General features: G+C 72.7%; 20 protein-coding genes. 11 read left to right on the top strand and 9 right to left on the bottom strand.

All coding sequences use genetic code 11. From position 1 onward, the window contains the following. Positions 1 to 2: 2 nt before the first annotated feature. The 4 genes from VEL82_05860 to VEL82_05845 form a co-directional block, all read right to left on the bottom strand. Positions 3 to 386, bottom strand: a complete 384-nt coding sequence (locus tag VEL82_05860) for a prefoldin subunit beta (GenBank protein ID HXW67382.1) — start codon at positions 384 to 386, stop codon at positions 3 to 5. A gap of 72 nt (positions 387 to 458) precedes the next feature. Further along, entirely contained in the window at positions 459 to 743 is a 285-nt protein-coding gene (locus VEL82_05855; protein HXW67381.1) for a KEOPS complex subunit Pcc1, read from the bottom strand. Continuing rightward, a complete protein-coding gene (gene purB, locus VEL82_05850; GenBank protein ID HXW67380.1) occupies positions 740 to 2,104 on the bottom strand; it encodes an adenylosuccinate lyase in 1,365 nt (454 codons plus the stop codon). Before purB ends, VEL82_05855 begins: the two co-directional genes overlap by 4 nt. Positions 2,105 to 2,185: 81 nt before the next feature. After that, on the bottom strand, positions 2,186 to 2,959 hold the full coding sequence (locus VEL82_05845; protein ID HXW67379.1) for an asparagine synthase-related protein: 774 nt from the start codon (positions 2,957 to 2,959) through the stop codon (positions 2,186 to 2,188). A gap of 52 nt (positions 2,960 to 3,011) precedes the next feature. Between VEL82_05845 and VEL82_05840 the strand changes: the two genes are divergently transcribed. The 3 genes from VEL82_05840 to queC all read left to right on the top strand — a co-directional run bounded on the left by VEL82_05840 (position 3,012) and on the right by queC (position 5,104). Further along, complete coding sequence (locus VEL82_05840; protein ID HXW67378.1) at positions 3,012 to 3,596, top strand: HAD family hydrolase; 585 nt, start codon at positions 3,012 to 3,014, stop codon at positions 3,594 to 3,596. 63 nt (positions 3,597 to 3,659) lie between these two features. After that, positions 3,660 to 4,418 (top strand): DUF92 domain-containing protein, encoded by a 759-nt coding sequence (locus VEL82_05835; GenBank protein ID HXW67377.1) that lies wholly within the window; start codon positions 3,660 to 3,662, stop codon positions 4,416 to 4,418. Then, positions 4,415 to 5,104 carry a 7-cyano-7-deazaguanine synthase QueC gene (queC, locus tag VEL82_05830; GenBank protein ID HXW67376.1) on the top strand — a complete coding sequence of 230 codons (690 nt, stop codon included), beginning with the start codon at positions 4,415 to 4,417 and terminating at the stop codon, positions 5,102 to 5,104. The genes VEL82_05835 and queC overlap by 4 nt, the downstream gene beginning before the upstream one ends. Here the strand turns inward: queC and VEL82_05825 are convergent. Together VEL82_05825 and argS are read right to left on the bottom strand one after the other, a co-directional pair. Beyond that, positions 5,101 to 5,544, bottom strand: a complete 444-nt coding sequence (locus VEL82_05825; protein HXW67375.1) for an MscL family protein — start codon at positions 5,542 to 5,544, stop codon at positions 5,101 to 5,103. The two genes, queC and VEL82_05825, sit on opposite strands and share 4 nt — an antisense overlap. Before the next feature lie 54 nt (positions 5,545 to 5,598). After that, entirely contained in the window at positions 5,599 to 7,395 is a 1,797-nt protein-coding gene (gene argS, locus VEL82_05820) for an arginine--tRNA ligase (GenBank protein ID HXW67374.1), read from the bottom strand. Between the two features lie 52 nt (positions 7,396 to 7,447). On the opposite strand from argS, the gene VEL82_05815 reads away from it, so the two are divergent. The 4 genes from VEL82_05815 to VEL82_05800 all read left to right on the top strand — a co-directional run bounded on the left by VEL82_05815 (position 7,448) and on the right by VEL82_05800 (position 12,194). Further along, on the top strand, positions 7,448 to 8,350 hold the full coding sequence (locus VEL82_05815) for a THUMP domain-containing protein (protein ID HXW67373.1): 903 nt from the start codon (positions 7,448 to 7,450) through the stop codon (positions 8,348 to 8,350). Between the two features lie 248 nt (positions 8,351 to 8,598). Further along, the gene (locus VEL82_05810) at positions 8,599 to 10,602 is read left to right on the top strand and encodes an FAD-dependent oxidoreductase (GenBank protein ID HXW67372.1); all 2,004 of its coding nucleotides are present in this window, start codon (positions 8,599 to 8,601) and stop codon (positions 10,600 to 10,602) included. A gap of 47 nt (positions 10,603 to 10,649) precedes the next feature. Beyond that, complete coding sequence (gene rpl18a / locus VEL82_05805) at positions 10,650 to 10,832, top strand: 50S ribosomal protein L18Ae (GenBank protein ID HXW67371.1); 183 nt, start codon at positions 10,650 to 10,652, stop codon at positions 10,830 to 10,832. A 54-nt stretch (positions 10,833 to 10,886) separates the two neighbouring features. Beyond that, positions 10,887 to 12,194, top strand: a complete 1,308-nt coding sequence (locus tag VEL82_05800) for a glycosyltransferase (GenBank protein HXW67370.1) — start codon at positions 10,887 to 10,889, stop codon at positions 12,192 to 12,194. On the opposite strand, the gene VEL82_05795 is transcribed toward VEL82_05800, so the two are convergent. Continuing rightward, positions 12,191 to 13,063 (bottom strand): hypothetical protein, encoded by an 873-nt coding sequence (locus VEL82_05795; GenBank protein ID HXW67369.1) that lies wholly within the window; start codon positions 13,061 to 13,063, stop codon positions 12,191 to 12,193. The genes VEL82_05800 and VEL82_05795 overlap by 4 nt on opposite strands. 84 nt (positions 13,064 to 13,147) lie before the next feature. Further along, positions 13,148 to 14,863, bottom strand: a complete 1,716-nt coding sequence (gene poxB / locus VEL82_05790; GenBank protein ID HXW67368.1) for a ubiquinone-dependent pyruvate dehydrogenase — start codon at positions 14,861 to 14,863, stop codon at positions 13,148 to 13,150. A gap of 161 nt (positions 14,864 to 15,024) precedes the next feature. Between poxB and VEL82_05785 the strand changes: the two genes are divergently transcribed. The 4 genes from VEL82_05785 (at position 15,025) to VEL82_05770 (ending at position 19,524) form a co-directional block, all read left to right on the top strand. Continuing rightward, complete coding sequence (locus VEL82_05785; GenBank protein ID HXW67367.1) at positions 15,025 to 15,594, top strand: hypothetical protein; 570 nt, start codon at positions 15,025 to 15,027, stop codon at positions 15,592 to 15,594. Positions 15,595 to 15,625: 31 nt separating this feature from the next. After that, positions 15,626 to 17,008 (top strand): DUF2252 domain-containing protein, encoded by a 1,383-nt coding sequence (locus VEL82_05780; GenBank protein ID HXW67366.1) that lies wholly within the window; start codon positions 15,626 to 15,628, stop codon positions 17,006 to 17,008. Between the two features lie 43 nt (positions 17,009 to 17,051). After that, positions 17,052 to 17,513 carry an SRPBCC domain-containing protein gene (locus tag VEL82_05775; GenBank protein HXW67365.1) on the top strand — a complete coding sequence of 154 codons (462 nt, stop codon included), beginning with the start codon at positions 17,052 to 17,054 and terminating at the stop codon, positions 17,511 to 17,513. A gap of 82 nt (positions 17,514 to 17,595) precedes the next feature. Then, a complete protein-coding gene (locus VEL82_05770; protein ID HXW67364.1) occupies positions 17,596 to 19,524 on the top strand; it encodes a tetratricopeptide repeat protein in 1,929 nt (642 codons plus the stop codon). 263 nt (positions 19,525 to 19,787) lie between these two features. On the opposite strand, the gene VEL82_05765 is transcribed toward VEL82_05770, so the two are convergent. Continuing rightward, the gene (locus VEL82_05765; GenBank protein ID HXW67363.1) at positions 19,788 to 21,278 is read right to left on the bottom strand and encodes a hypothetical protein; all 1,491 of its coding nucleotides are present in this window, start codon (positions 21,276 to 21,278) and stop codon (positions 19,788 to 19,790) included. Between the last annotated feature and the right edge of the window lie 227 nt (positions 21,279 to 21,505).

The raw sequence follows: 21,505 nt of genomic DNA, 5'->3' as shown, positions 1-21,505 counted from the left end.
CGCTACTCGTCGCCGGTGTCGGCGGGGCCCGCCGGAGACACCCCGGCGGCCTGGAGCGCCTGGGAGAGCTCCTGCTGCATCGTCGTGTAGCGCTCGCGCAGGTGGCCCTCCTGCCGCTCGAGCGCCTTGAGGCGGACCTCGAGGGTCTCCTTCTCCTCGGTCAGGAGGTCATCGACCTCCTTCTTGCTCTTCGCCCGGACCAGCAGCCCGCCGATCGGGCGGTAGATGACGCCGTCGTCCGCGACGCCCTTGAGCTCCTCCAGGGTGTGCGTGACCTCGCGCAGCTTGAGGTCGATCTGGAGCCGCTGCTGCTGCGCGTTCCCGAGCTCCTGTTGGAGTCGCTGGAACTGCTTGAGGTCGTTCTGAAGCTTCGCCGGCAGCGCCACGGCCCGGCCACCCGACTCCGAACATAAGCGCTTCGGCGGCCGGCATCGCGCGGACGCGCCGAGCGCGCGGGATCAGGCTCCGGGCTCGACCTCCGGAGCCCGACCGGCCCGCTCGGTCTCGAGGGCGAGATGGATCCAGCCGAGGTAGGTGTTCAGCGCCGCCCGCATCGCGCCGGAATCTCGGGCCCGAACGAGCAGTTCGACTGTTCCCGGCCCCGGCCGGTCGACCGCCGCCGACGCGCGGGGCACCTCCCGCCGGGACTCGGGGCCGAGCGCCTCGGCCAGGCGAGCGGCCCGGCGCGCCTCGCCGAGCGCGACGGTGAGTCGCGCCGTCCAGACGCTGGGCGCCGCGGTCATCCGGTGAGGTCCCGCTCGAGCGAGGCCAGGATCCGGTCCGTGCGGGCGCTCGCCGACCGGACGTAGCTCGACGGATCGAGGATCGTGTCGATCTCGGCGGCCGTGAGGTAGCTCGTCACGGCCGGATCGCTCTTGGCCCGTTCAGCGATCCGCGCGCCGCGCCCCGCGTCCCGGGTCAGGCGACGAAGGGCCTCGTGAGCGTCGGCCCGCGCGAGCCCCTTGGCGGTCAGCGCCAGCACGAGGCTCTCGGTCATCGCGGCGTCCGACGCGGCCACGACGTCGGCCATGCGAGCCGCGTCGACGTGCAGGCCCCGAAACACCTCGGTGAGCTTGACGAGAACGTCGTCGGCGAGCACGATCGCGTGCGGCAGGACGATCCGCTCGTTCGCCGAGTTCGCGAGGTCCCGCTCGTGCCACTGGACCATGTTCTCCAGCGGCGGGAGCGCGAAGGCCCGGATCAGGCGGGCGAGGCTGGTGATGTTCTCCGAGACGATCGGGTTGCGCTTCTGCGCCATCGTCGAGCTGCCGACCTGGCTCGCCTCGTCGAACGGCTCGGAGACCTCCGCGATCTCGGTGCGCTGAAGGTTGCGCACCTCGGTGGACAGCCGTTCGGCGGTGGCGGCGACCAGCGCGAGCCAGTTCGTGAACTCCGCGAGCCGGTCGCGCCCGACCAGCTGGGTCGGGGCTTCGTCGGCGGCGATCCCGAGGCGCTGCATCACGCCGGACTCGACCGCCTCGGCGTGGGTTCCGAACCCGGCGCCGGTGCCGACCGCGCCAGCCATCTTGCCGACGAGCAGGCGCGGCCGCAGCTCGTCGAGGCGCCGCCGGTGCCGCGCGACCTCGGCGGCCGCGACCGCCATCTTGTGGCCGAAGCTGATCGGGATGCCGTGTTGACCGTGGGTGCGGGCGATCTCGGCGGTCGCCCGGTGGCGTCGTGCGAGCTCGGCGAGCGTCCGGGCGAGATCGGTGAGGTCGCTCCGCAGGACCGCGGCACACTCCTTGAGCTCGAGTGCTAGCGCGGTCTCGGTGATGTCCGCGCTGGTCGCTCCGTAGTGGACCCACCGTCCGCCGTCGCCGGCGGCCCGCGCGAGCGCGCGCGTCATCGCCATCACGTCGTGGTGGGTGGAGCGCTCGATCTCGTCGACCGTCTCCACCGACACGTGGGCTAGATCCGCGGCGCGCGCGATCTGGGCCGCGGCCTCCGTCGGGATCATCCCCTGCTCGGCCTCGGCGGCTGCCAGCGCCGCCTCGACCTGGAGGGCCCGCGCGAGCCGCGCGCCCCGCGAGAACAGCTCGCGCACCTCAGCGCGGCCGTAGCGGAACTCGAGTGGACAGAAAAGCGAGGCCGCATCGGCCGTCACGTCCGCGGGACCCGGTGCCGGATATATAGGGATAGTGCGGCGAGACGCTGACGGAGGGGCGGGCGCGCGGACCGGGCTCCCTCAGCCCTCGCCGATCGAGCGGAGGAGGCGGGCGAGCCCGCTGCCGAACTGGAGCGCCCGCTTCGGCCGACGCGCGATCGACTCCGGCAGCCCACGGTGGCGCGCCCACCGTCGGAAGAGACCCTTGGGTTCGGGATCCGGCCGCCGTCGCTCGAGCGGGATCGCTTCGGCGGCGGCGACGAATCGCTCGTTTAGGTATGGCGCGCTGATGCGTCTCCCCCGACCGCTCGCGATCTCCTGGGTGAGCGGCCAGTCGCGGTCGAGGGCCGCACGGAGGTCGTACTGCACCCGTCGTCGGGCGCCGTCCACGGAGAGGCCCTGGAAGTGCGCGTAGCCGAGGAAGAGCTCGTCCGGTCCCTGGCCGCAGAGGACGTGGGACGGCGGAGTTCGGCTCAGCGCGATCGCAAGGGCGACCAGGACCGTTCGGGGCGTCAACGGCAGACGCCGCACCTCCGGTGGCACGGTCGCGAGCACGTCGCGGGCCGCGCGCTCGTCCACTTCCTCCGGCGTCCAGGGCAGTCCGAGGGTCCGGGCCGCTTCGGCCGCCGCGGCAAAGTCGGTGGCCCCCCGCGCGCCGACGGTCAGTAGCTGCACGTCGCGACGGGAGCGCAGTTCCCAGGCGAGCAACCCGGAGTCCACGCCGCCGGAGAAGAGCAGGCAGAGTGGAGCCGCCGGCTCGGCGATCGCCTGAAGGGCCGGCGCGAACGCCCGATCGAGCTCGAGATAGAGCCCCTCCTCGCCCGGCGCGGAGGACGCGCGTCGCCCCGCCGCCATCGCTCGCCGCAGGCCGTCAACGCTTATCGGCCGGCGCTCTAGCGGCGGTACGATGGCAACCTCTCCCCGGCCGGCGTCGGAACCTCCGGTGCGTCGTGCCCTGTTCGTGGATCGGGACGGGACGCTCAATCCCGACCTGCACTACCTCAAGGACGCCGACCGGCTCGAGCTGTTCCGCGGGGTCGGCGACGCGCTGTCCCTCGCCCACGACCACGGGTTCCTGGCGATCTGCGTGACGAATCAATCCGGCGTCGAACGCGGGCTCTACACGCGCGAGGATGTCGAGCAGATCCACGCGAGACTCAACGAGCTCCTGCGAGCGCACCGCGCGCGGATCGATGCGTTCTACTACTGTCCGCACGCCCCCGAGCACGCCTGCGCCTGCCGCAAGCCCGGCACGCTCCTGTTCGAGGAGGCCCGCCGCGACTGGCAGATCGACTTCGCCTCCAGCGCGATCGTCGGCGACCGCGATATCGACATCGAGGCCGGGCGACGTCTCGGGCTGTTGACCGCGCTCGTCCCGCCCGTCTCGGTGAGCCCCCCGCTCGCGGGCGCGCCGGAGCGGGCCGACGCCGCGCCGGAGATCGTCGCGAGCACGTTCGCCAATGCGGTGCAGCGCATCCTCGCGCGCGGCTGACGAGGCTCGGCGCTCGGGAAGGCGTTAAGCGCCGCGCCTGCTCGCCCTCGAGGACCGCCCTTGGTGCTCTCGTTCTGGCCGGCACTCGCGGGGGCGCTCGTCACGGTCGCCCTCGCGCTGGGCGCCGTTGCGGCCCGGGCCCTGACGCCGGTCGCCGGCGGGGTCGCCGCCGCCTTCGGCATCGTGATCGTGGTGTTCGCGGGATTCCCGTTCCTGGCGATGATGATTCTGTTCGTGGTGGCGAGCGTCGCCGTGACGCGGTTCCGCTTCGACGAGAAGCGGCGGGCGCAGGTCCAGGAGGGTGCCTCGGGCGAGCGCGGGGTATCGAACGTCGTCGCGCACATCGTGATCCCCACGGGGCTCGCGCTGGCGGGGGGATGGGGGCCGCCGGCGCTCCCGATGCCGGCCCTCGCGGTGCTCTATGCGAGCGCCCTCGCCTTCGGCGCGGCGGACACCTTCGCGAGCGAGCTCGGTGTCCTCGCCGGTCGCGCGCGCAGCATCCTCACGCTGCGACCGGTCCCGCCCGGGACGAACGGCGGGGTCTCGGGGATCGGCGAGGCCTGGGCGTTCGTCGGCGCCGGGACGACGGCGATCGTGGGGCTCGGGCTGTTCCGACTGTTCGCGACGCCGCTGCCCGACTTCCCGCTGTTCCTGATCACCGTCGTCGTCGCCGGTTTCGTGGGATGTCAGATCGACTCCGTGCTCGGCGAGACCCTGGAGAACCGCGGGTACCTCTCCAAGGGATCGACGAACTTCCTCGGCATGCTCGCCGCCGTTGGGATCGCCGCGCTCGTGGTGGTGGCCGCCGGAGGGGCGCTGTGAATCCGGAGCGGCGCCGTGGGGCGGTGGTCCTCCTGTCCGGCGGCATGGACTCCGCGACCTGCCTCGCGATCGCGCGGCGCGCGCATCGGGAGGTCCATGCGCTCACCGTCCTCTACGGCCAGCGGCACGCGCGCGAAGTCCGCTCCGCGCGCGCTCTCGCCCGCCGATTCCGGACCCGGCGGCACGTCGTGGTCCGGGTCCCGATCGCGTCGCTCGTCGATTCGGCGCTCACGGACCGGAGGAGGGCGCTCCCGCGCGGCGGACCGCGCCCTGGCGCGATCCCGGCGACGTACGTGCCGGCGCGCAACACGGTCCTCCTCGCGCTCGCCCTGGGCTACGCCGAGTCCCACGGCCTCGATCGGATCTACCTCGGCGCGAACGCGATCGATTATTCCGGCTACCCGGACTGCCGGCCGGAGTTCCTCCGTGCGTTCGAGCGCGTGGCCCGGCTCGGAACGAGGCGCGGGGTCGAAGGTCGCGCGCGCCTGCGGGTCCGGGCCCCGCTCCTGCGGTGGACCAAGGCCGAGATCGTGCGCGCCGGCGAGCGGCTCGGCGTTCCGTGGGCGCTCACGTGGAGCTGCTACGCGGGCGGGACGCGGCCCTGCGGCCGCTGTGACGCCTGCCGGCTGAGGGCGCGTGGCTTCGCCGCCGCCGGCGTCGTCGACCCGCTCCTCGTGCGCGCCTAGCTCGGCTTGGCGACCGTGCTCGCGTCCACCGGGCTCACCATCGAGGTGCAGAAGGCGCAGCGCTTCGCCGCGAGGGGGATGTCGGACAGGCACTCCGGGCACGGTCGGGTCGTCGGGGGCGCGGCGGCCTTCTTCGCCGCCTGTCGGTCCTGGTAGCGCTGATAGGGCAGCGCGATCGCGAAGAAGACGACGACCACGATCGTGATGAACGTGATGACCGCGTTGAGGAAGGCGCCCTGCATGAACGTGCTGCCGTTGAGCGTGTAGTTCCAGGACTGAAAGTTGAACTTCCCGGCGACGCCGATGAGCGGCGTGAAGATGTCCACGACCAGCGCCGTGACCAGCGCGGTGAACGCGACGCCCATCACGAACGCGATCGCCAGCTGGATCAGGTTCCCTCGGCTGATGAACTTCTGGAAGTCCTCGCGGATGCTCCCCATGGAAATCTCGAGCGGAACCGCCCCCCCGCTACTTGATGGTTCCGCGACCGACGACTACATCGTCTCCAGGCGCGCGACGCCGAGGAGGTCCAGGGCGTTGCCCAGCGCCTGCCGTACGGCCGCGACCAGCGCGATCCGGCTCGCGCGCTCCTCCCCGCTCCGCAGCACGGGGACCGCGTGGTAGAACCGGTTGAACCGGTCGGCCAGTTCGTGCGCGTAGCCCGCGACGGACTGGACGTGCATGGACCGGGCCGCCCGCGCGACCGTGGAGGGGAACCGCGCGAGGATCCGAACGAGCGCCGCCTCCTCCGGATCGGTCAGGCGGCCGGCATCGAACGGGAACGGGCCCGCGTCCTGCTCCGCCTTTCGGAGCACGCTCGACGCCCGCGCGTAGGCGTACTGGAGGAACGGACCGCTTCGCCCCTCGAAACTGAGGGCGTCCTCCCAGCGAAAGGCGACGGGCTTCTCCGGGGCGACCCGCGCGATGTGGTAGCGGATCGCCCCGGTCGCGACGGCCTCGGCGATCCGCTCGAGGTCCGACTCCAGTAGGTCCTCCCGTCGGGAGCGGACCTCGCGGCGCGCCCGCTCGACGGCCTCCTCGATGAGCTGGTCGAGCCAGACGGCCGATCCCTTGCGCGTCGACATCCGGCCGCCCTCGGGGACCGTGATGTCCTGGTACACGAGGTACGTCGGGCGCCGCGCCTCGCCGACCTCGGCGAGCAACGCGTTCAGCGTGCGGGCGTGGAGCTGGTGGTCCTGGCCGAGCACGTCGATGAGGGACGCGAAGCGGGCGAACTTCGCGAGGTGGTAGGCGACGTCGCGCGTCACGTAGAGGCTCGTGCCGTTCCCGCGCTGGAAGATCACCCGCGAGGTCGCTTTGGGAAGTCCGTAGCCGGCGGCGTCGATCGCCCATGCCCCGTTGTCCTCGCGCACGGCGTGCGGCGCCTGGCGGAGCCGCTCGAGGACGCGCTCGACCGAACCGTCCCGCAGGAAGTCCGACTCCCAGACGAACTCGTCGAAGTGGATGTCGAGCCGCGCGAGTGACGCGAGCATCCCATCGAGGATCTGCTGCGTGATCTGCCGGTGGTCCGGTGGCGGAGCGCCACTCTCGATCTGTTGCACTCGGGCCGCGACCTCGGCCTGCGCGTCCGCGTGCTCCTTGAGATACGCGCTCGCCGCGGGATAGGGCCGCCCCCAGCGCCGGTCCGGCTTCTCGCCGGGTTCCTCATGGCCGTCGACCGCCTCGCGAACCGCGGCCGGCCACTGATCGCGGGGCTTCGACCAGATCCAGCTGATCAGCGCGGCCTGCCGGCCCATGTCGTCGACGTAGTACTGCGTCGTGACCGCCGCTCCGCTCGCCCGCACGATCCGCGCGAGCGTGTCGCCGATGATCGCGTTGCGGACGCGGCCGATGTGGAACGGGCCGGTCGGGTTCGCGCTGGTGTGCTCGACGCACGTGGCCGGTCCGGCACGCTCGCGGCGCCCGTAGCGATCGCGGCGGCCGAGCACGAGGCCGAGGGTGGCCTCCGTGAGACGGCGGGGATCGGCGGCGACGTTGAGGTACGCGCCCTTCGCGCGCGGGGGCAGGAGCTGGGCATCGGCCGGGAACGCCCGCGCGAGCGCGCCGGCGAACTCCTCCGCCGGTCGGTGGGCCTCGGCGGCGGCGCGGTGGACGGGGAAGGCGAAGTCGCCCTCCTCCCCTCCGTCCGTGTCGAGCTGGGCGAGCACCTGGTCCGCGGACCAACCTAAGCCGAGGCTCGCGAGCGCGCTCGCGATCCCCCGGGTGGCGGCCTCGACGAACGGAGCCAGCGGGTCGAACGACTCGGAAGGCGGATCCGAAGCGCTCGACATCTCGGCCCGCCGGGAAGCGCTTTAGCGGCCCTCCCGTCTTAACGATTCGCGTATGACGGCGCAGATCCTCGTTCGCTACGGAGAGCTCGCACTGAAGAGCGCGCCGGTCCGCCGCGAGTTCGAGGGAGCGCTGCGCCGCAACATCCTCGAGCAGTTCGTGGTCGAGGGGATCACCGGACGCCTGCGGGCCGACCACGGTCACCTCTACGTCGAGGTGGAGGACGGCGAGCGCGCGGTCAAGGTCCTGCGTCGGGTCTTCGGGATCACCTCCGTGAGCCAGGTCCACGAGGTGCCGAGCGATCCCCGGGCGATCGCCGAGCGCCTGCTCGCGCTCGCCGAGCCTCGCCTTCCGGTCGGCCGATCCTTCGCCGTGCGGGCGCGGCGGACGGGCGGGCGGCACCCGTTCACGAGCCAGGAACTCGCCCGCGACCTCGGCGCCGCGGTCCTCGAGCGGTTTGAGGACCGCGCTCTGAGGGTCGACCTCGACCGACCGGACGTCGAGCTGTTCGTCGAGGTGCGGGGTCCTCGCACCTACCTCTCCTTCGACCGCGTGCGCGGACCGGGCGGACTCCCGCTCGGGGTCGCCGGGCGACTGGTCGCGCTGGTCGACGGGCCACGGGGCGCGCTCGGCGCCTACCTCATGATGAAACGCGGTTGCCGCGTCGGGCTCGTCGCGCTACCGGACGGCGAGCGTCTCGCACGCGAGGTGCTCGGCCGCTTCGACCCGTCGGTCGAGATCGCGACCAGCCCCGCCGAGCCGGGCGCCTGGTCGCAGGCGATGGCGACGCTCTCGGAAAGGTCCCGCGCCGAGGGGGTCGTCCTCCCGCTGCGGGTCGAGGAGTACCCGACCGCCCGGGAGCAGTGGGGCGAGCGCGTGCTGTTCTCGCCGACCGTCGGATTCACGGACGCGGAGGTGGAGACGCGTTGGAGGAGCGCGAGCGGGCTCACCGAGTGATCCAGCGATCCCTCGAGCCCGACGCATCCGCGAGCCCGGCGGAGTCGGTGCCGGCCGAACCGCCGTCGCCCTCGGCCCCCCCGGAATCGACCCCCTCGCCTCCGCCGAGGGTGCCGTCCGAACCCTCGGACGTCGAGCTGCGGCGACGGCAGGCCGCCTGGTTCGTGGAGCGGGCGCGGCGCGAGGAGCTCCGTCGCCGGACGAAGGGCGATGAAGGGACGAAATAGCCGCGCGGGCTGTGCCGGGAAGTGCCGGCCCCGTCCCCCGGCGTGCTGAGTGCGAGCGCGGACGCGCTGCTCCCCGGCGAGCCGGGCGATCCGAGCCAGCCGCCCGCGAGCGCGCTCGGCGTCGACCGGCACGTCACGGGGCTGATCGCGAGCCTCCCGGCGGCGCAGCGCGCCGAGTTCGACTCGCTGTTTCGCGCGTTCGATGGCACCTTCGCGAACCTCCTGCTGACCGGGCGGCTGCAGCGGTTCTCCCGCTTGGAGCCCCGGGCACGGGAGGCCTACCTCGGACGCTGGTCGACGAGCCGTCTCGCGCTGAAGCGCAAGGGGTTCCAGGCGCTGAAGCGCCTCATCGCCTGGTCGTACTTCACCGCGACCGGGCCGGACGGGACCAACCCGCGCTGGTCCGCGCTGCACTATCGACCCCCCGGACCCGTTTCGGGTCTCGACGACCCCCTCGCGGGAATCCGCCCGCGCGTACCGGACCGGGACGTGGAGGAGATCTGCGACGTCGCCGTCATCGGGTCCGGGGCCGGCGGCTGCGTGGTCGCCGACCGGGCCGCGAGCGCCGGACAGCGCGTCGTGGTGATCGAATCCGGTCCCTGGTTCGCGTCAGCGGAGTACCCGCGCACGGAGCGGGAGGGGTTCGACCGGCTATACCTGGGCCGTGGTCTCGTGACGACCCGCGACAGCGCGATCGCCGTGCTGGCCGGCGTCGGCGCGGGCGGAGGGACCACGGTCAACTGGATGACCTGCCTATCGCCCCGGGCCGAGGCGCGGGCGGAGTGGGCGGAGGCTGGGTCCGGCGGGCCCACCGACGGCGAGTTCGACCGCGCGCTCGCCGCGGTCAGCGCGCGCCTGGACGTGTCGCGCGCCGAGAGCACGATCAATCCGCCGAACGACGTCCTGCGGACGGGCAGCCTCGCGCTCGGCTACCGCGAGGGCGTGGACTGGGAGGTGATCGCCCGCAACGCCGTCGGATGCGCCGGTCGCTGCGGCTTCTGCATGTTCGGCTGCCGCTACGGCGCCCGACGTTCGGCCCTGTCGACCTACCTGGTCGCCGCGCTCCGGCACGGTGCCGCGATCTACTGTGGGACCCGCGCGACCTCGATCGAGATCGAGGGGGGCCGTGCGCGCCGGGTACTCGCCGAGTTCCGAGCGGGGGGCGTCCGCCGCGCGGTTCGCGTGCGGGCGCGCGCGATCGTCGTGGCGGCCGGGGCGCTCCAGACCCCGGGGATCCTCCAGCGCTCGGGCCTGCGCTCGCCCGGGATCGGCCAGGGGCTGCGGCTGGACCCGACGACGGCGATGGTCGGCGAGTTCTCCCGACCGATGCGCACGTGGGAGGGGCCGCCGCAGACGATCGCCGTCCGACGGTTCCAGACGGCGGACGACGGCGCCCACGGCCCGTGGATCGAGGCCGCCCCGGCCCACCCGGGCCTCGCGGCGCTCGCGACCCCCTGGCGCGATGCGGCCGACTACCGACGGCTGGTGGCACGGCTGGAGTACGTGGCGACGCCGATCGTCCTGGTCCGCGATGTGGCCGAAGGACGGGTCGGCGCGGACGCCGAAGGTCGCCCGATCCTGGACTACCGGCTGGGCCGGCGGGATCGCGAGAACCTCGTCCGCGGCATGGTCGAGACCGCCCGCATCCTCGCCGCGGCCGGGGCGACGCGCCTGCTGTCACTCCACACTCCTCCCGTAGAGGTCGGCGACGGTGCGTCGCCCGTCCGACCGGCCGAGGTGGACCGGTTCGTCGAGGCGATCCGGTCCGCGGGCGTGAGGGAGCACTCGCTCGCCCTGTTCTCCGCCCACCCGATGGGCTCGGCCCGGGTCGGCGCGGACCCCCGACGCTCGGCGGCCCGGCCCAGCGGCGCCGTCCACGGGGTCGAGGGACTCTGGATCGCGGACGGCAGCCTGCTGCCGAGCGCGCCGGGGGCGAATCCGATGGTCTCGATCCTGGCGTGGGCCGAGCGGGTCAGCGACCATCTGCTCGCCGAGCTCGCCGGAGCGCCCGCGCTCGCCGGATAGGGTTATCTGGCCCGCCCGAGTGGGCGCGGCCGCGTTCCGAGAGTTCCATGCCGCCGTGGGTGATCGAGGGCTCGTTCAACGCGCGACGCGGCTACTGGCAGCCGTTCCGCAAGCAGGTCGAGGCGGCGGACGAGGCCGCGGCCCGCGAGTGGATCCTCTCCGAGATCGGCAGCTGCCACCACGTCAGCCGCCGCCAGATCCGGATCGACCGGGTCGCCGCCGCCGGGTGAGGGGCCTCTCCGCGAGACCGCTCTTCAAATACTCACGATCGCCGGACCCTCAGGATGGTCGAGCCGATCTGGTGGGTCCTTCTCCTCATCGGCTTCCTTCCGATCGCCTACCTGTTCACGAACGCGGCGTTCTCGCGCCGGCGGGCGCCCCGCCAGGGCCGGATCCGTGCGAGCCCCGCTCAGATCACGATCTTGGTGCCGGTGCATGCCGAGCCCGCCTCGACGTTCGCCGCGTGTCTCGACTCGCTCGCCGCCCAGGGCAGCCCGGTGGTGGTCGTGGGGGACGGGGTCGACGAGCCGTACCGCAGCCTCGCGCGGGAGCGCGGTGCGGAGTTCGTCGCCGGCGCGGCGTCCGGCAAGAAGGCCGCGCTCGCCCGGGGCCTCGCCCGCGTCACCACGCCGTTCGTGCTGTTCGTGGACGCCGACTCCCAGTTGCCCCCCGGCGCGGCGGTCCGGCTCGCGGGCTACTTCACCGCCGGCGTGGGCGGCGTCGGAGCGAACCTGTTCGTGCGCGACACCGGGGGGGCCGTGGCCTCGGCCGCGGAGTTCGTCGAGCGCGCCCGGGAGGTCGTGCTGCGGGCGATGTCGTCGCGCGGCAGCGTGCCGTACCTGGACGGCGCCTGCGTCATGCACCGAACCGAGCTGATCCGCGATTACCTGTCCTCGGCGGAGTTCCAGGAGCTTCGGGTGCTCGGCCGGCGAACCCGCCTGGGCGACGACTGGCAGCTGACCGACTTCCTGCTGCGCCGGGGCTACCGCACCGTCAAGGCCTACGACGTGCGGGTCGAGACCGCTCCTAAGGAGTCGCTCGCCGGCTTCGTACGGCAGAACGTGCGCTGGGCACGCTCGAACTGGATCCGACTCGGCTCGTATCTGCGACACGGTTTCCCGCGCGCCGCCGGGCGTTTCTACACGTTCGAGGTGAGCGCGACCTACCTGCTGCCGATCATCACGCTCGCGACCCTGCTCGGCCGCCTGCCGATCGTGGCCCACGCGGCGGCGCGCTCGTCGGCGACGGCCGGCGGTCTCTTCTCCGCGCTCGTGCGCGCCGCCATCGGCCTCCCGCACGACCCGGTCGTGGCCGCGGCGCACATCGCGTCGATGGTCGCGGGGGCGTTCGCCACCGGAGCCTTCGTCGGCGCGGCCGTCGCGTTCGGCCGTCGCCCGGCGCCGCGGGCGATCGCGTGCGGGGCACTCGCGATGGCCGTGCTGTTCGCCACGTCGATCTACGGCCTCCTGACGTTCTGGGTCGAACCGAGATGGGCGGACCCCGGGTCCGACGCCCGTGCCGGCCGACCCGCGTCCCGTCCCACGCGGGGTCCGGCCGCCTTCGCCGAGCCCGGGCGGCCCCGCGACGGCTAGACGTCGGTCGTCGTCCCCTCGGGTTCGTCGGTGACGCGGAGCTGGCCGAAGTGGAAGCGTCCGCCGCGGGCGCGCCAGGCCCGGGCGACGAACCGTCGCTGGGAGTCGAGCTCGGCGACGGAGAAGCCCAGCGCGACGAACCACGCGGCCGGCGCATACAGGAGGATCGAGGCGAGGAACAGCGCCGGGGCGAAGACGACGCCCGGCAGCACGTCGACCTCGAGGATGCTCACGCCCCCGACGATCAGCAACAGGAGCGCCAGCCACAGGAGCGGGAACGGCAGCGAGTCGGTGATCCGCGTGCGCACCCGGCCGGCGAGGAAGGGAGCCGCCGGCGCGAGCAGGAGCCCGAGGGCGAGACCGGCGAGGAGCTCGTCGAGGAAGATGCGCACCGGCCGGGCGACGGCGAGCGCGGGCTCGAGGTCCCCGCGACGCACGATCAGGATCATGAAGATCAGCTCGAAGCCGAGCGCGATCAGGAGCAGGATCCCGAAGCGCCCCCACACCTCCCGCGATGTGTCGCCCCGGGTCGGCGGGTCGATGACGACGTGGCGGTTGAGCACCGGCAGGCGCGCGATCATGCGCAGCACCCCGTAAGTGACCCAGTCGCCCAGGAACAGCGAGGCGAGGTACGCGCTGAGGAACCAGGCGACCGCGAACACCGCGGTGACCGCGAGCAACAGGACCGTGACCCGGGGCAACAGCTCGCTCGTCCAGCGGGCTTCGCCGTGGAAGAACGCGTAGACGAGCGCCACGTAGGCGAGGACAAAGCCGATCGGGACCCAGCCCAGGGCGAGGACGGAAAGTCGGAGCGAGGGAGCCGGGACGGTCGGCGGGGTGCCGTGGGACGGCGGAGGTTCGACGACCACCGGGCGCTTCCGCTCCGGACTGTGCCGGGCGCGCGTTATAAGGGTGGGGTTCCGCCGGTCGGGGCCCACCGGCACCCTGGCGGGCTACAGGTTGGCGAGGACCTCGTCGATGACGTCGCGCGCGTGGCCGAGGGCGACCTCCCGCAGCGCGAACAGCCCGACCCCCCAGGCCTGACGCACGCCCGTATCGGGCGGCAGGGCGAGCTGATAGGGCGTCGTGACGACGTCCACCAGCGCGGGGCCCGGGTGGGCGAAGGCTCCGGTCAGCGCGCCCGCGACCTCTTCCGAGCGCTCGACGCGGAACGACCGGATCCCGGCGGCCTCCGCGATCCGGTCGAAGCGCACCGGCTTGAAGTCCGTGCCGAAGTTGGGTATGCCGGCGACCTGCATCTCGAGCTTGACCATCCCGAGGGTGCTGTTGTTGAAGACGACGACCTTGACGGGCAGCTCGTGCTCGACCAGCGAGAGGAGGTCCCCGAGGAGCATGCCGAGTCCGCCGTCGCCCGAGAGCGAGACGACCTGGCGGGTCCGATCGGCGGCCTGCGCGCCGATCGCCTGCGGGAGCGCGTTCGCCATCGAGCCGTGGCTGAACGAACCGATGAGGCCCCGGCCCGGCGCCATCTTCAGGTAGCGGGCGGCCCAGACCGTCGTCATGCCGGTATCGACGGTGAACAGCGCCGTGGGAGCGGCCAGCGCGCTGACCTGGCTCGCGACGAACTGGGGATGGATCGCCCCGGGCGATCCGAGGTGCGCGACGTGATCGCCGACCTGGCTGCGCGCCGCCTCCGCCCGACGCCGCGCGCTGGAGAGATGGGTCTCGTCCGCATGGCGGTGGAGGCGCGGCAGCAGCGCGGGCAGGGTCGCCCGGACGTCGCCGACGAGGCCGATGTCCAGTCGCGTGCGCCGTCCCAGGTTCTCCGGGCGGACGTCGATCTGCGCGATCTTCGCCCCCTTCGGATAGAAGGCGTCGTACGGGAAGTCGGTGCCCAGCAGCAGCAGCGCGTCGCACTCCTCGATCGCCTGATAGCCGGCGCGCAGGCCGAGCAGGCCGGTCATGCCGACGTCGAACGGGTTGTCCCACTCGACGTGCTGCTTGCCGCGCAGCGTGTGCACGATCGGCGCGCGCAGCGCGTCCGCGAGCGCGAGCACCTCGGCGTGCGCCCCCGCGCAGCCCGCCCCGCAGAACATCGTGACGCGCTCGGCCGCATTGAGAAGCGACGCCAGCCGGTCCAGCTCCTCGTCGCTGGGCCGGATCTGGGGACGGACCGCGGTCAGCGAGGACGGCGCGCTTGGCCCCGCGCACGCCTCGAGCGCGACGTCCCCCGGCAGCACGATCACCGAAACGCCGCGCTTCTGCAGGGCGGTCTCGATCGCGATGTCGGCCACGCGGGGCATCTGCTCGGGGCCCGCGACCAGCTCGCAGTAGTGGCTGCACTCGCGGAACAGGCGCTCGGGATGAGTCTCCTGGAAGAAGGACGTCCCGAGTTCCGCCGACGGGATCTGCGCGGCGATCGCGACGACGGCGGCGTAGCTGCGGTGACTGTCGAACAGGCCGTTGATGAGGTGGAGGTTGCCCGGCCCGCAACTGCCCGCGCACGCCGCGAGTCCGCCGGTCACCTGGGCCTCCGCCCCGGCCGCGAACGCGGCGACCTCCTCGTGCCGGACCGAGACCCACTCGATCGACGCCGACCGACGCACGGCGTCGACGACGCTGTTGAGCGAGTCCCCGACGATCCCGTAGACGCGCCGGACCCCGGCGCGACCGAGAGCATCGACCAGCTCTTCGGCGACCGTCCCCACGGCGACCCGCCCCGCCTCCGCCGGGCGTGGGCCTGCTCAGCCCGACGGCCCTCAAGAGGATTTCACCGCCGGGCCCCCGCGGGGGTGGAGGCGGGGGGGCGGGGCCGCCCGAGCTCGGCCCACCGACACATCCATAAGGCGCCAGCCGAACGACCGGGTCCATGGCCGCGTCGCCTCCCGCCGGTACGGGCATCCCGCTCAGTCGGGACGAACTGCGGTGGTTGCACGATAAGTACGAGCGCCTCGCGACCGAGGAGGCGCAGCTGGCGGGCAGCCGCACGTCGTACTTCGCGGCGATCGGCACCGTCCTCATCACGGCGCTCGTCGTCGCGACGGCCGACCTGTTCGACCAGCCCGTCCTCTACGCGGTCGCGCTGGCGTTCCTATCGGTGCTCGGGATCCTGATCTCCGTGGTCTGGGCGATCCTGCTCCACCGGACCAACGACGCGCAGAACCTCTGGCGAGAGGCCGCGGCGGACCTCGAGACCCTCGCCCCGCCCGTGGCCTCGAACCTGCCCGGGCCGATCACGCTGCGCTCCGGAGAGGAGCTCTCGCTCGACCTGACCCGGCCGTACCTGATGCACCGCGCGCGCTTCGCGCCGGACCAGCGGATCTCCTGGCAGGATCGGGTCGCGCCGGACCGCCTCACCGAGATCCTGCCGCTGACGTTCCTGGCGATATGGATCGCCGTGCTCGTCCTCAGCGCGATCTGGTTCGCGCTGCACCCCTGACGATGGTCGCGGGTCGGCGCCCCGAGGCGCAATGACGGTCCCCGCCCACGCCGATCTGGACCCGCCTCGCCCGGGGCGGACGCGCGCCCAGCGCTATCGCGCGGGCAAGGCGCTGCGCCAGAAGGCGCCCCGATCCGGGCAGGGGCGATGGGCGCCGGCGTCCGACCGACCGGACGTCCTCGACCTGCTCGCGCTCGCGGACCGAGGTCGGATCCGCCGCCTGGTCCCGATCCGCTACGGGCGCATGTCGCTGTCGCCCGGCGCCTTCCTGCGCGGGGCCGCGAACGTGATGGCGTTCGACCTCGCCTCCACGTCGACGACCGGCCTCAAGGTCCAGCTCGCCGGGGACGCGCACCTGAGCAACTTCGGCGTCTTCGCCACCCCCGAGCGCGACCGGGTCTTCGATGTCAACGACTTCGACGAGACCCTGCCCGGGCCATGGGAGTGGGACCTCAAGCGCCTCGCGACGAGCCTCGTCGTCGCCTCGCGACTCAACCGATTCTCACCGGGCAACGGGCGGCGCGCGGCGCTGCGGGCGATGCGGACCTACCGACGGGCCATGCACCGGTACACCGCGGCGACGTACCTCGACGGGTGGTACAGCCGCATCGACCTCTCGACGCTCGGCGAGGAGGTCGCCGCCGAGGGGCGGCGGGTCGCCCGCAAGGCGATCCGCCGTGCCCGCCGGCGCACGGGGCTCTACGCCTTCCCGCGGATCGTCGAACGGGTGCGCGGCGACTACCGGATCCGAGACGACCCGCCGTTGATCTCTCACCAGCCGGGCGAGTACGATGCCCGGAGCATCGCGGCGGTCCTGCGGGCCTACCGGGAGACGCTCACGGTCGACCGACGTCTGCTGCTCGACCGGTACACGGTCGCCGACGTCGCGCAGAAAGTGGTCGGGGTCGGGAGCGTCGGCACGTCGTGCTGGGTCGTGCTCCTGCTCGGGGACGCCGATGTGGGGGACCCGCTGTTCCTCCAGCTGAAGGAGGCGACGCGCTCCGCGCTCGAGCCGTACCTCGGGGCGAGCCCGTATGCGAACCACGCCGAGCGCGTCGTCGTCGGCCAGCACCTGATCCAGGAAGCGAGCGACATCTTCCTGGGGTGGGGGCGCGGGCGATCGCGCGACTTCTACCTGCGGCAGCTCCGCGATATGAAGTTCTCGAGCGAGGTGGCGACCTTCGGGCCGAAGGCGATGGCCGGCCAGGCCGAGCTGTGCGGCGCGGCCCTCGCGCGCTCCCACGCCCGCACCGGCGATGCGGCCGCGATCAGCGGCTACCTCGGCGAGGGCGACGGGTTCGATCGGGCGATCGCGGCGTTCGCCGAGCGCTACGCCGACCAGACCGAGCGCGACCACCGGACCTTGCGACGGGCCATCCGGGCCGGGCGGATCGCCGCCGAGGTCGACGTCTAGGCGCTTCGCGTTCGAGGCCGCGCGGGCTTAAGGCCCGGCCGACATGGCGTCGGCGATGGGCAAGGTCCCGGCCGTCGAGCAGCAGTACTACTACCGCGCCGCGCCCGCGCGGGTGTTCCGCGCGCTCACGCGGCGGGCCGAGCTCGAGAAGTGGTTCGCCGGCACGGCGGAGGTCGACGGGCGCGAGGGTGGCGTCTACCGGCTGCGCTGGTCCGCGACCGCGGCGATGAACGGGCGCGTCCGCGAGTTCGTCGTCGGACGCCGCCTATCGGTCGACTGGCGCGATCGCGTCGCGGGCCGGGCGTACAACACCCGGGTGACCTTCGAGTTGCGCCGCAAGGGCAAGGGGACCGTGTTGCGGGTGCGACACTCCGGGCTCAAGAGCGGCAAACGCTGGGTCCGCTTCTACGGCGAGGTCCAGGCGGGCTGGGCGTTCTTCCTGCTGAACCTCCGATCGGTGCTCGAGCACGGCACGGACCTGCGCGACCCGTCCGACGTGGGCTAGCGCTCGAGCGGATCGCCGTCCGCCTCCGGGAACGGGGCCACGCTCCCGCGTTCGTTTTGATGGCGGGAGGCGTTCCGGGCGCGTGCCGACCTCCCGCCGCCAGCTGGCCGCGGTGATGCTCACCGACGTCGTAGGCTATTCCTCACTGACGCAACGGGACGAGGCGCTCGCGCTCTCGCTCCTGCGCGAGCACGACCGTCTCCTTCGCCCGATCGTCCGGTCGCACGACGGTCGGACCGTGAAGGGGCTCGGCGATGGGTTCCTGGTCGAGTTCGCGAGCGCCCTCGATGCGGTGCGCTGCGCCATCGGCATCCAGCGCGCGCTCGCCCGCCGCAACGCGAGGGCAGGAGACGAGCCGATCGAGGTACGCATCGGGGTGCACCTCGGGGACGTCGTGCGCCGGGGCGGGGACGTGTTCGGCGACGCGGTCAACCTCGTCGCCCGCATCGAGCCTCTCTCCGATCCCGGCGGTGTCGTCGTCTCGCAGCAGGTCTACGACCAGGTCCGCAACAAGCTGACGGCGCCGTTCGAGCCCCTCGGCGCGCCCCCGCTCAAGCACATCGCCGTCCCGGTCGCGCTCTACCGGATCGGGCTGCCCTCCGCGCGCCCGCTCGCGCCGGCGAGCGAGACCGCACGGCCCCGCGTTGCCGTGCTGCCGCTCGCGAACCTCAGCGGCGCGGCATCGGTCGAGTACTTCGCCGACGGGATCACCGAGGAGCTGATCCAGGTGCTCTCGCGGATCGGCGGGCTCCGCGTCATCGCCCGCACCTCGGTGATGCGGTTCAAGCGCTCGGAGCGCTCGCCCGCGGAGATCGCCCGCGAGCTGGGAGCGTCGGCCGTCGTGGAGGGCGGGCTGAGAACCTCGGCCCGCCGCGTGCGCGTGACCGCCCGCTTGATCGACGCGAGGAGCGCGGAGACGCTCTGGTCCGAGACCTACGACCGGGAGATCGGCGACGTCTTCGAGGTCCAGACCCACATCGCCGAGCGGATCGCCGCCGCCCTCGAGGTCGAGATCCTGCGCTCGGAACGGGGCGCGATCGAGCGGCCGATCACGACCGACCCCGAGGCGCACGCCCGCTTCCTGCAGGCCCGCTTTCTACTGAACCGTCGCACGGAGGAGTCGCTGCGGGGCGCCATCGCGGCGTTCCGCGGGGCGCTCCAGCGGGACCCCCGGCTCGCCCGGGCCCACGCGGGCATCGCCGACGCCTACAGCACGCTCGCCTGGCTCGAGTTCGAACAGCCCCGGGCCGCATTCCCGCGCGCCCGGGCCGCCGCCCGCCGGGCGCTCGCGCTCGACCCGTCGCTCGCCGAGGCCCACGCCTCGCTCGGCTTCGTCCACTTCCTCTACGATCGCTCCTGGATCGATGCCGAGAGCGAGTTCCGGCGCGCGATCGCGCTGAACCCCCAGTCGCCGACGGCCCACCAGTTCTACTCCGACTACCTGAAGGCGATGGGGCGGATGGACGAGGCGCGCGCGGAGATCCGTCGCGCCCTCGAGCTCGATCCGCTCTCCCTCGCCATCAACACCGCCCTCGGCCACGTCCTCTATCTGGCGCGAGAGTACGACGCCGCGATCGAGCAATACCGCCGGGCGCTCGCGCTCGATCCGAGCTTCGTCCAGGCGCACCTTTGGTTCGGTCGTCCGTTCCTGGAGAAGGGGCTCTTCGATGCGGCGATCGCGGAGGTCCGCACGGCGGCCCAGCTCTCGGGCGGCAGCACGATGAGCCTCGCCGTCCTCGCCCACGCGCTCGCCTCCGCCGGCCGGCGCGCCGAGGCCCGCCGGATCCTGGATCGGCTCCGCCAGCGAGGTCGTGCCCGGTACGTCCCCTCCTACTGGATCGCGCTGATCTGGGTCGGGCTCGGGGACCGGAGCCGTGCGTTCGAGTGGCTCGCGCGGGCGGAGCAGGAGCGCTCGGCCTGGCTCGCCTGGGTCGGTGTCGAACCGAGGTTCGCCTCGCTGCGCGAGGACCCGAGGTTCTCTCGACTCCTGCGCCGGCTCCGCCTTGCCTGAGCCCGTCCGGGCCCGACGCGGTCGGCGCTACAGCCCGAAGAACCGCCCGGCACCGTAGAGGATCTGGTGGAACGTAAGTCCGAGCGAGTAGAGGAGGAACGCGCCGATCAGCACGATTCCGGCAGCCAGCACCAGGTCGAGCACCACGCCGCCGCGCGCTCCACCGCGAAGCCTCGAGAGTCGGGCCCGGACCGGCATCGCCCGCGCCGGCCAGGACACCAGGAGTAGATGTAGCCAATGCCCGGCGCGAAACCGGCCGTCGCCTACGGGGGGGGAGGCGGCACAGGGGCGGGCGCCGGCGCGTTGCCAGGCGGGGTAGGCAGCGGCGGCCCGCCACCGGCCGGCCCGGGTCCCGGGACCGGACGCCTCGGCCGGAACCTCACGACGAGCGCGACCACCACGAACACCACCCCCACGAGCCCGGCGATCACCCAGTACCCTTCGACGCCGGGCAGCCCGAGGAACGGGGCGCCGGGACCGGGAGCGGCCCCGCCGGAGGGTGGCGGGGAGCCACCGGCGACGGGTCCGCCACCGATGACGCTGATGTTGTTCGTGTCGAGGTTCGGGACGTACAGATCGTCGTTATCGGGGTCGAACGTGGGCGTCTGGGGGGACCCCCCCACGTCGATCACCGCGACGACGGCATCGCTGGTGGCGTTGATCGCGAGGATCCCGCCGCTGCCGCCGTAGAAGCTGTAGCCGGGCACGTACATCTCGCCGTTGATGGGGTCGTAGGTCATGGCGAGGTTCGCGAAGGAGTTCACGCCGGGGCCGATCGTCGCGACCACGGCGTTCGAGGGGCCGATCACCAGGACCTGGTCGGTCCCCCAGAGTATCTCGAAGACGTCGCCGTTCGCCGGATCCACGGTGGGCGGGGCGAGCAGGTCGGCGGTGTTCGCATCGCCGACGGGAATCGAGGCGACACTCTCCGTGCCCTTGAGCACGGTGATGTTGTCGCCGCCGCCGTCGGGCACGTACACCTCCTGGTTGATCGGGTCGTAGGCCGGGGTGATCGGTGCGCTGAGGCCGCCGATCGTCGCTACGACGGTATTGGTCGCCCCGTCGATGACCGATACGTTCGTCCCGTTCGCGCTGTCGAAGTTCGGCACGTAGAGGTCGCCGTCCGCCGGATCGTACACTCCGGTCACGGGCTCGCCGCCGACCGGGACCTGGGTGACGAGCGTGTTGGACAGGGTGCCGACCACCGAGACGTTCTCGAACGGGTACTCGAGGTAAGCCTCGGTCGTGAGGTCCGCGACGTAGAGCTCCTGGTTCGCGGGGTCATAGACCGCGGTCGTCGGCGAGGACTCGTAGCCGGTAGGAATGTTGGCGACCAGCGCGTTGGTCGGGGAATAGGCGCTCACGTTGTCGATGCCGGTGCTGCCGTTCTGGTCGGCGACGTACATCTCGTGGCTCGACGGCGCATACGTCGGGGTCTGGGGGTTCGCGTACGCCCCGAGGAACGAGGTCGCGACGATCGAGTCCGTGGCCCCCGAGACGATCGTCAGGTTGCTCGAGTTGTCGCCCGCCTCGAACCCGAACGTCGAGTCGGGGAAGTAGAGGTCGCCGTTCGCCGGGTCGAAGGTGCCGGCGATCGGCGAGCTGACGAGTGGAATCGTGGTGATCACCCGATTGCCGGTCTGCGCGGGCACGCTCGCGGTCGCGGAGGCCCCTCGATCCGCACCGGCGACTCCGTCGTGATCGGCACCGCTGCCCGCGAGCCCGAGACCCACGACCAGGGAGCCCAGCAGCACCGCGGCGGCGAGCGAGCGAGCAAGGCCGCAGCCATACGGGCCCCGCCGCGGACCCGCGAGACTCCACGCCGTCACATCGGACAGAGCGGGTCACGGGGGAAAGACTTTGCGAGCCGCATCGACAGCCGCGATCGCCCGGAACCCGCGCGCGCGAGACCGCTCGGCTCGGAGCGGTCGACGCTCGGTACCGAGAGTCGTTCGACGTACCGCCGGTCCTCCCCCGCCGG

The sequence above is a fragment of the Thermoplasmata archaeon genome, assembly GCA_035622275.1.
Taxonomy (GTDB): Archaea; Thermoplasmatota; Thermoplasmata; order Lutacidiplasmatales; family UBA184; genus Lutacidiplasma.
The sequence above is the reverse complement of the archived record's forward strand: the minus strand, read 5'-3'. Positions and strand labels throughout refer to the sequence as shown.

What these genes read in the sequence shown, in the direction of transcription:
- VEL82_05840 (HXW67378.1), top strand. Translation starts at nt 3,012, where the DNA reads ATGGCAACCTCTCCCCGGCCGGCGTCGGAACCTCCGGTGCGTCGTGCC.
- VEL82_05775 (HXW67365.1), top strand. Translation starts at nt 17,052, where the DNA reads ATGGCGTCGGCGATGGGCAAGGTCCCGGCCGTCGAGCAGCAGTACTAC.
- VEL82_05780 (HXW67366.1), top strand. Translation starts at nt 15,626, where the DNA reads ATGACGGTCCCCGCCCACGCCGATCTGGACCCGCCTCGCCCGGGGCGG.
- VEL82_05855 (HXW67381.1), bottom strand. Translation starts at nt 743, where the DNA reads ATGACCGCGGCGCCCAGCGTCTGGACGGCGCGACTCACCGTCGCGCTC.
- VEL82_05825 (HXW67375.1), bottom strand. Translation starts at nt 5,544, where the DNA reads ATGGGGAGCATCCGCGAGGACTTCCAGAAGTTCATCAGCCGAGGGAAC.
- VEL82_05815 (HXW67373.1), top strand. Translation starts at nt 7,448, where the DNA reads ATGACGGCGCAGATCCTCGTTCGCTACGGAGAGCTCGCACTGAAGAGC.
- argS (HXW67374.1), bottom strand. Translation starts at nt 7,395, where the DNA reads ATGTCGAGCGCTTCGGATCCGCCTTCCGAGTCGTTCGACCCGCTGGCT.
- VEL82_05800 (HXW67370.1), top strand. Translation starts at nt 10,887, where the DNA reads ATGGTCGAGCCGATCTGGTGGGTCCTTCTCCTCATCGGCTTCCTTCCG.
- VEL82_05785 (HXW67367.1), top strand. Translation starts at nt 15,025, where the DNA reads ATGGCCGCGTCGCCTCCCGCCGGTACGGGCATCCCGCTCAGTCGGGAC.
- VEL82_05845 (HXW67379.1), bottom strand. Translation starts at nt 2,959, where the DNA reads ATGGCGGCGGGGCGACGCGCGTCCTCCGCGCCGGGCGAGGAGGGGCTC.
- rpl18a (HXW67371.1), top strand. Translation starts at nt 10,650, where the DNA reads ATGCCGCCGTGGGTGATCGAGGGCTCGTTCAACGCGCGACGCGGCTAC.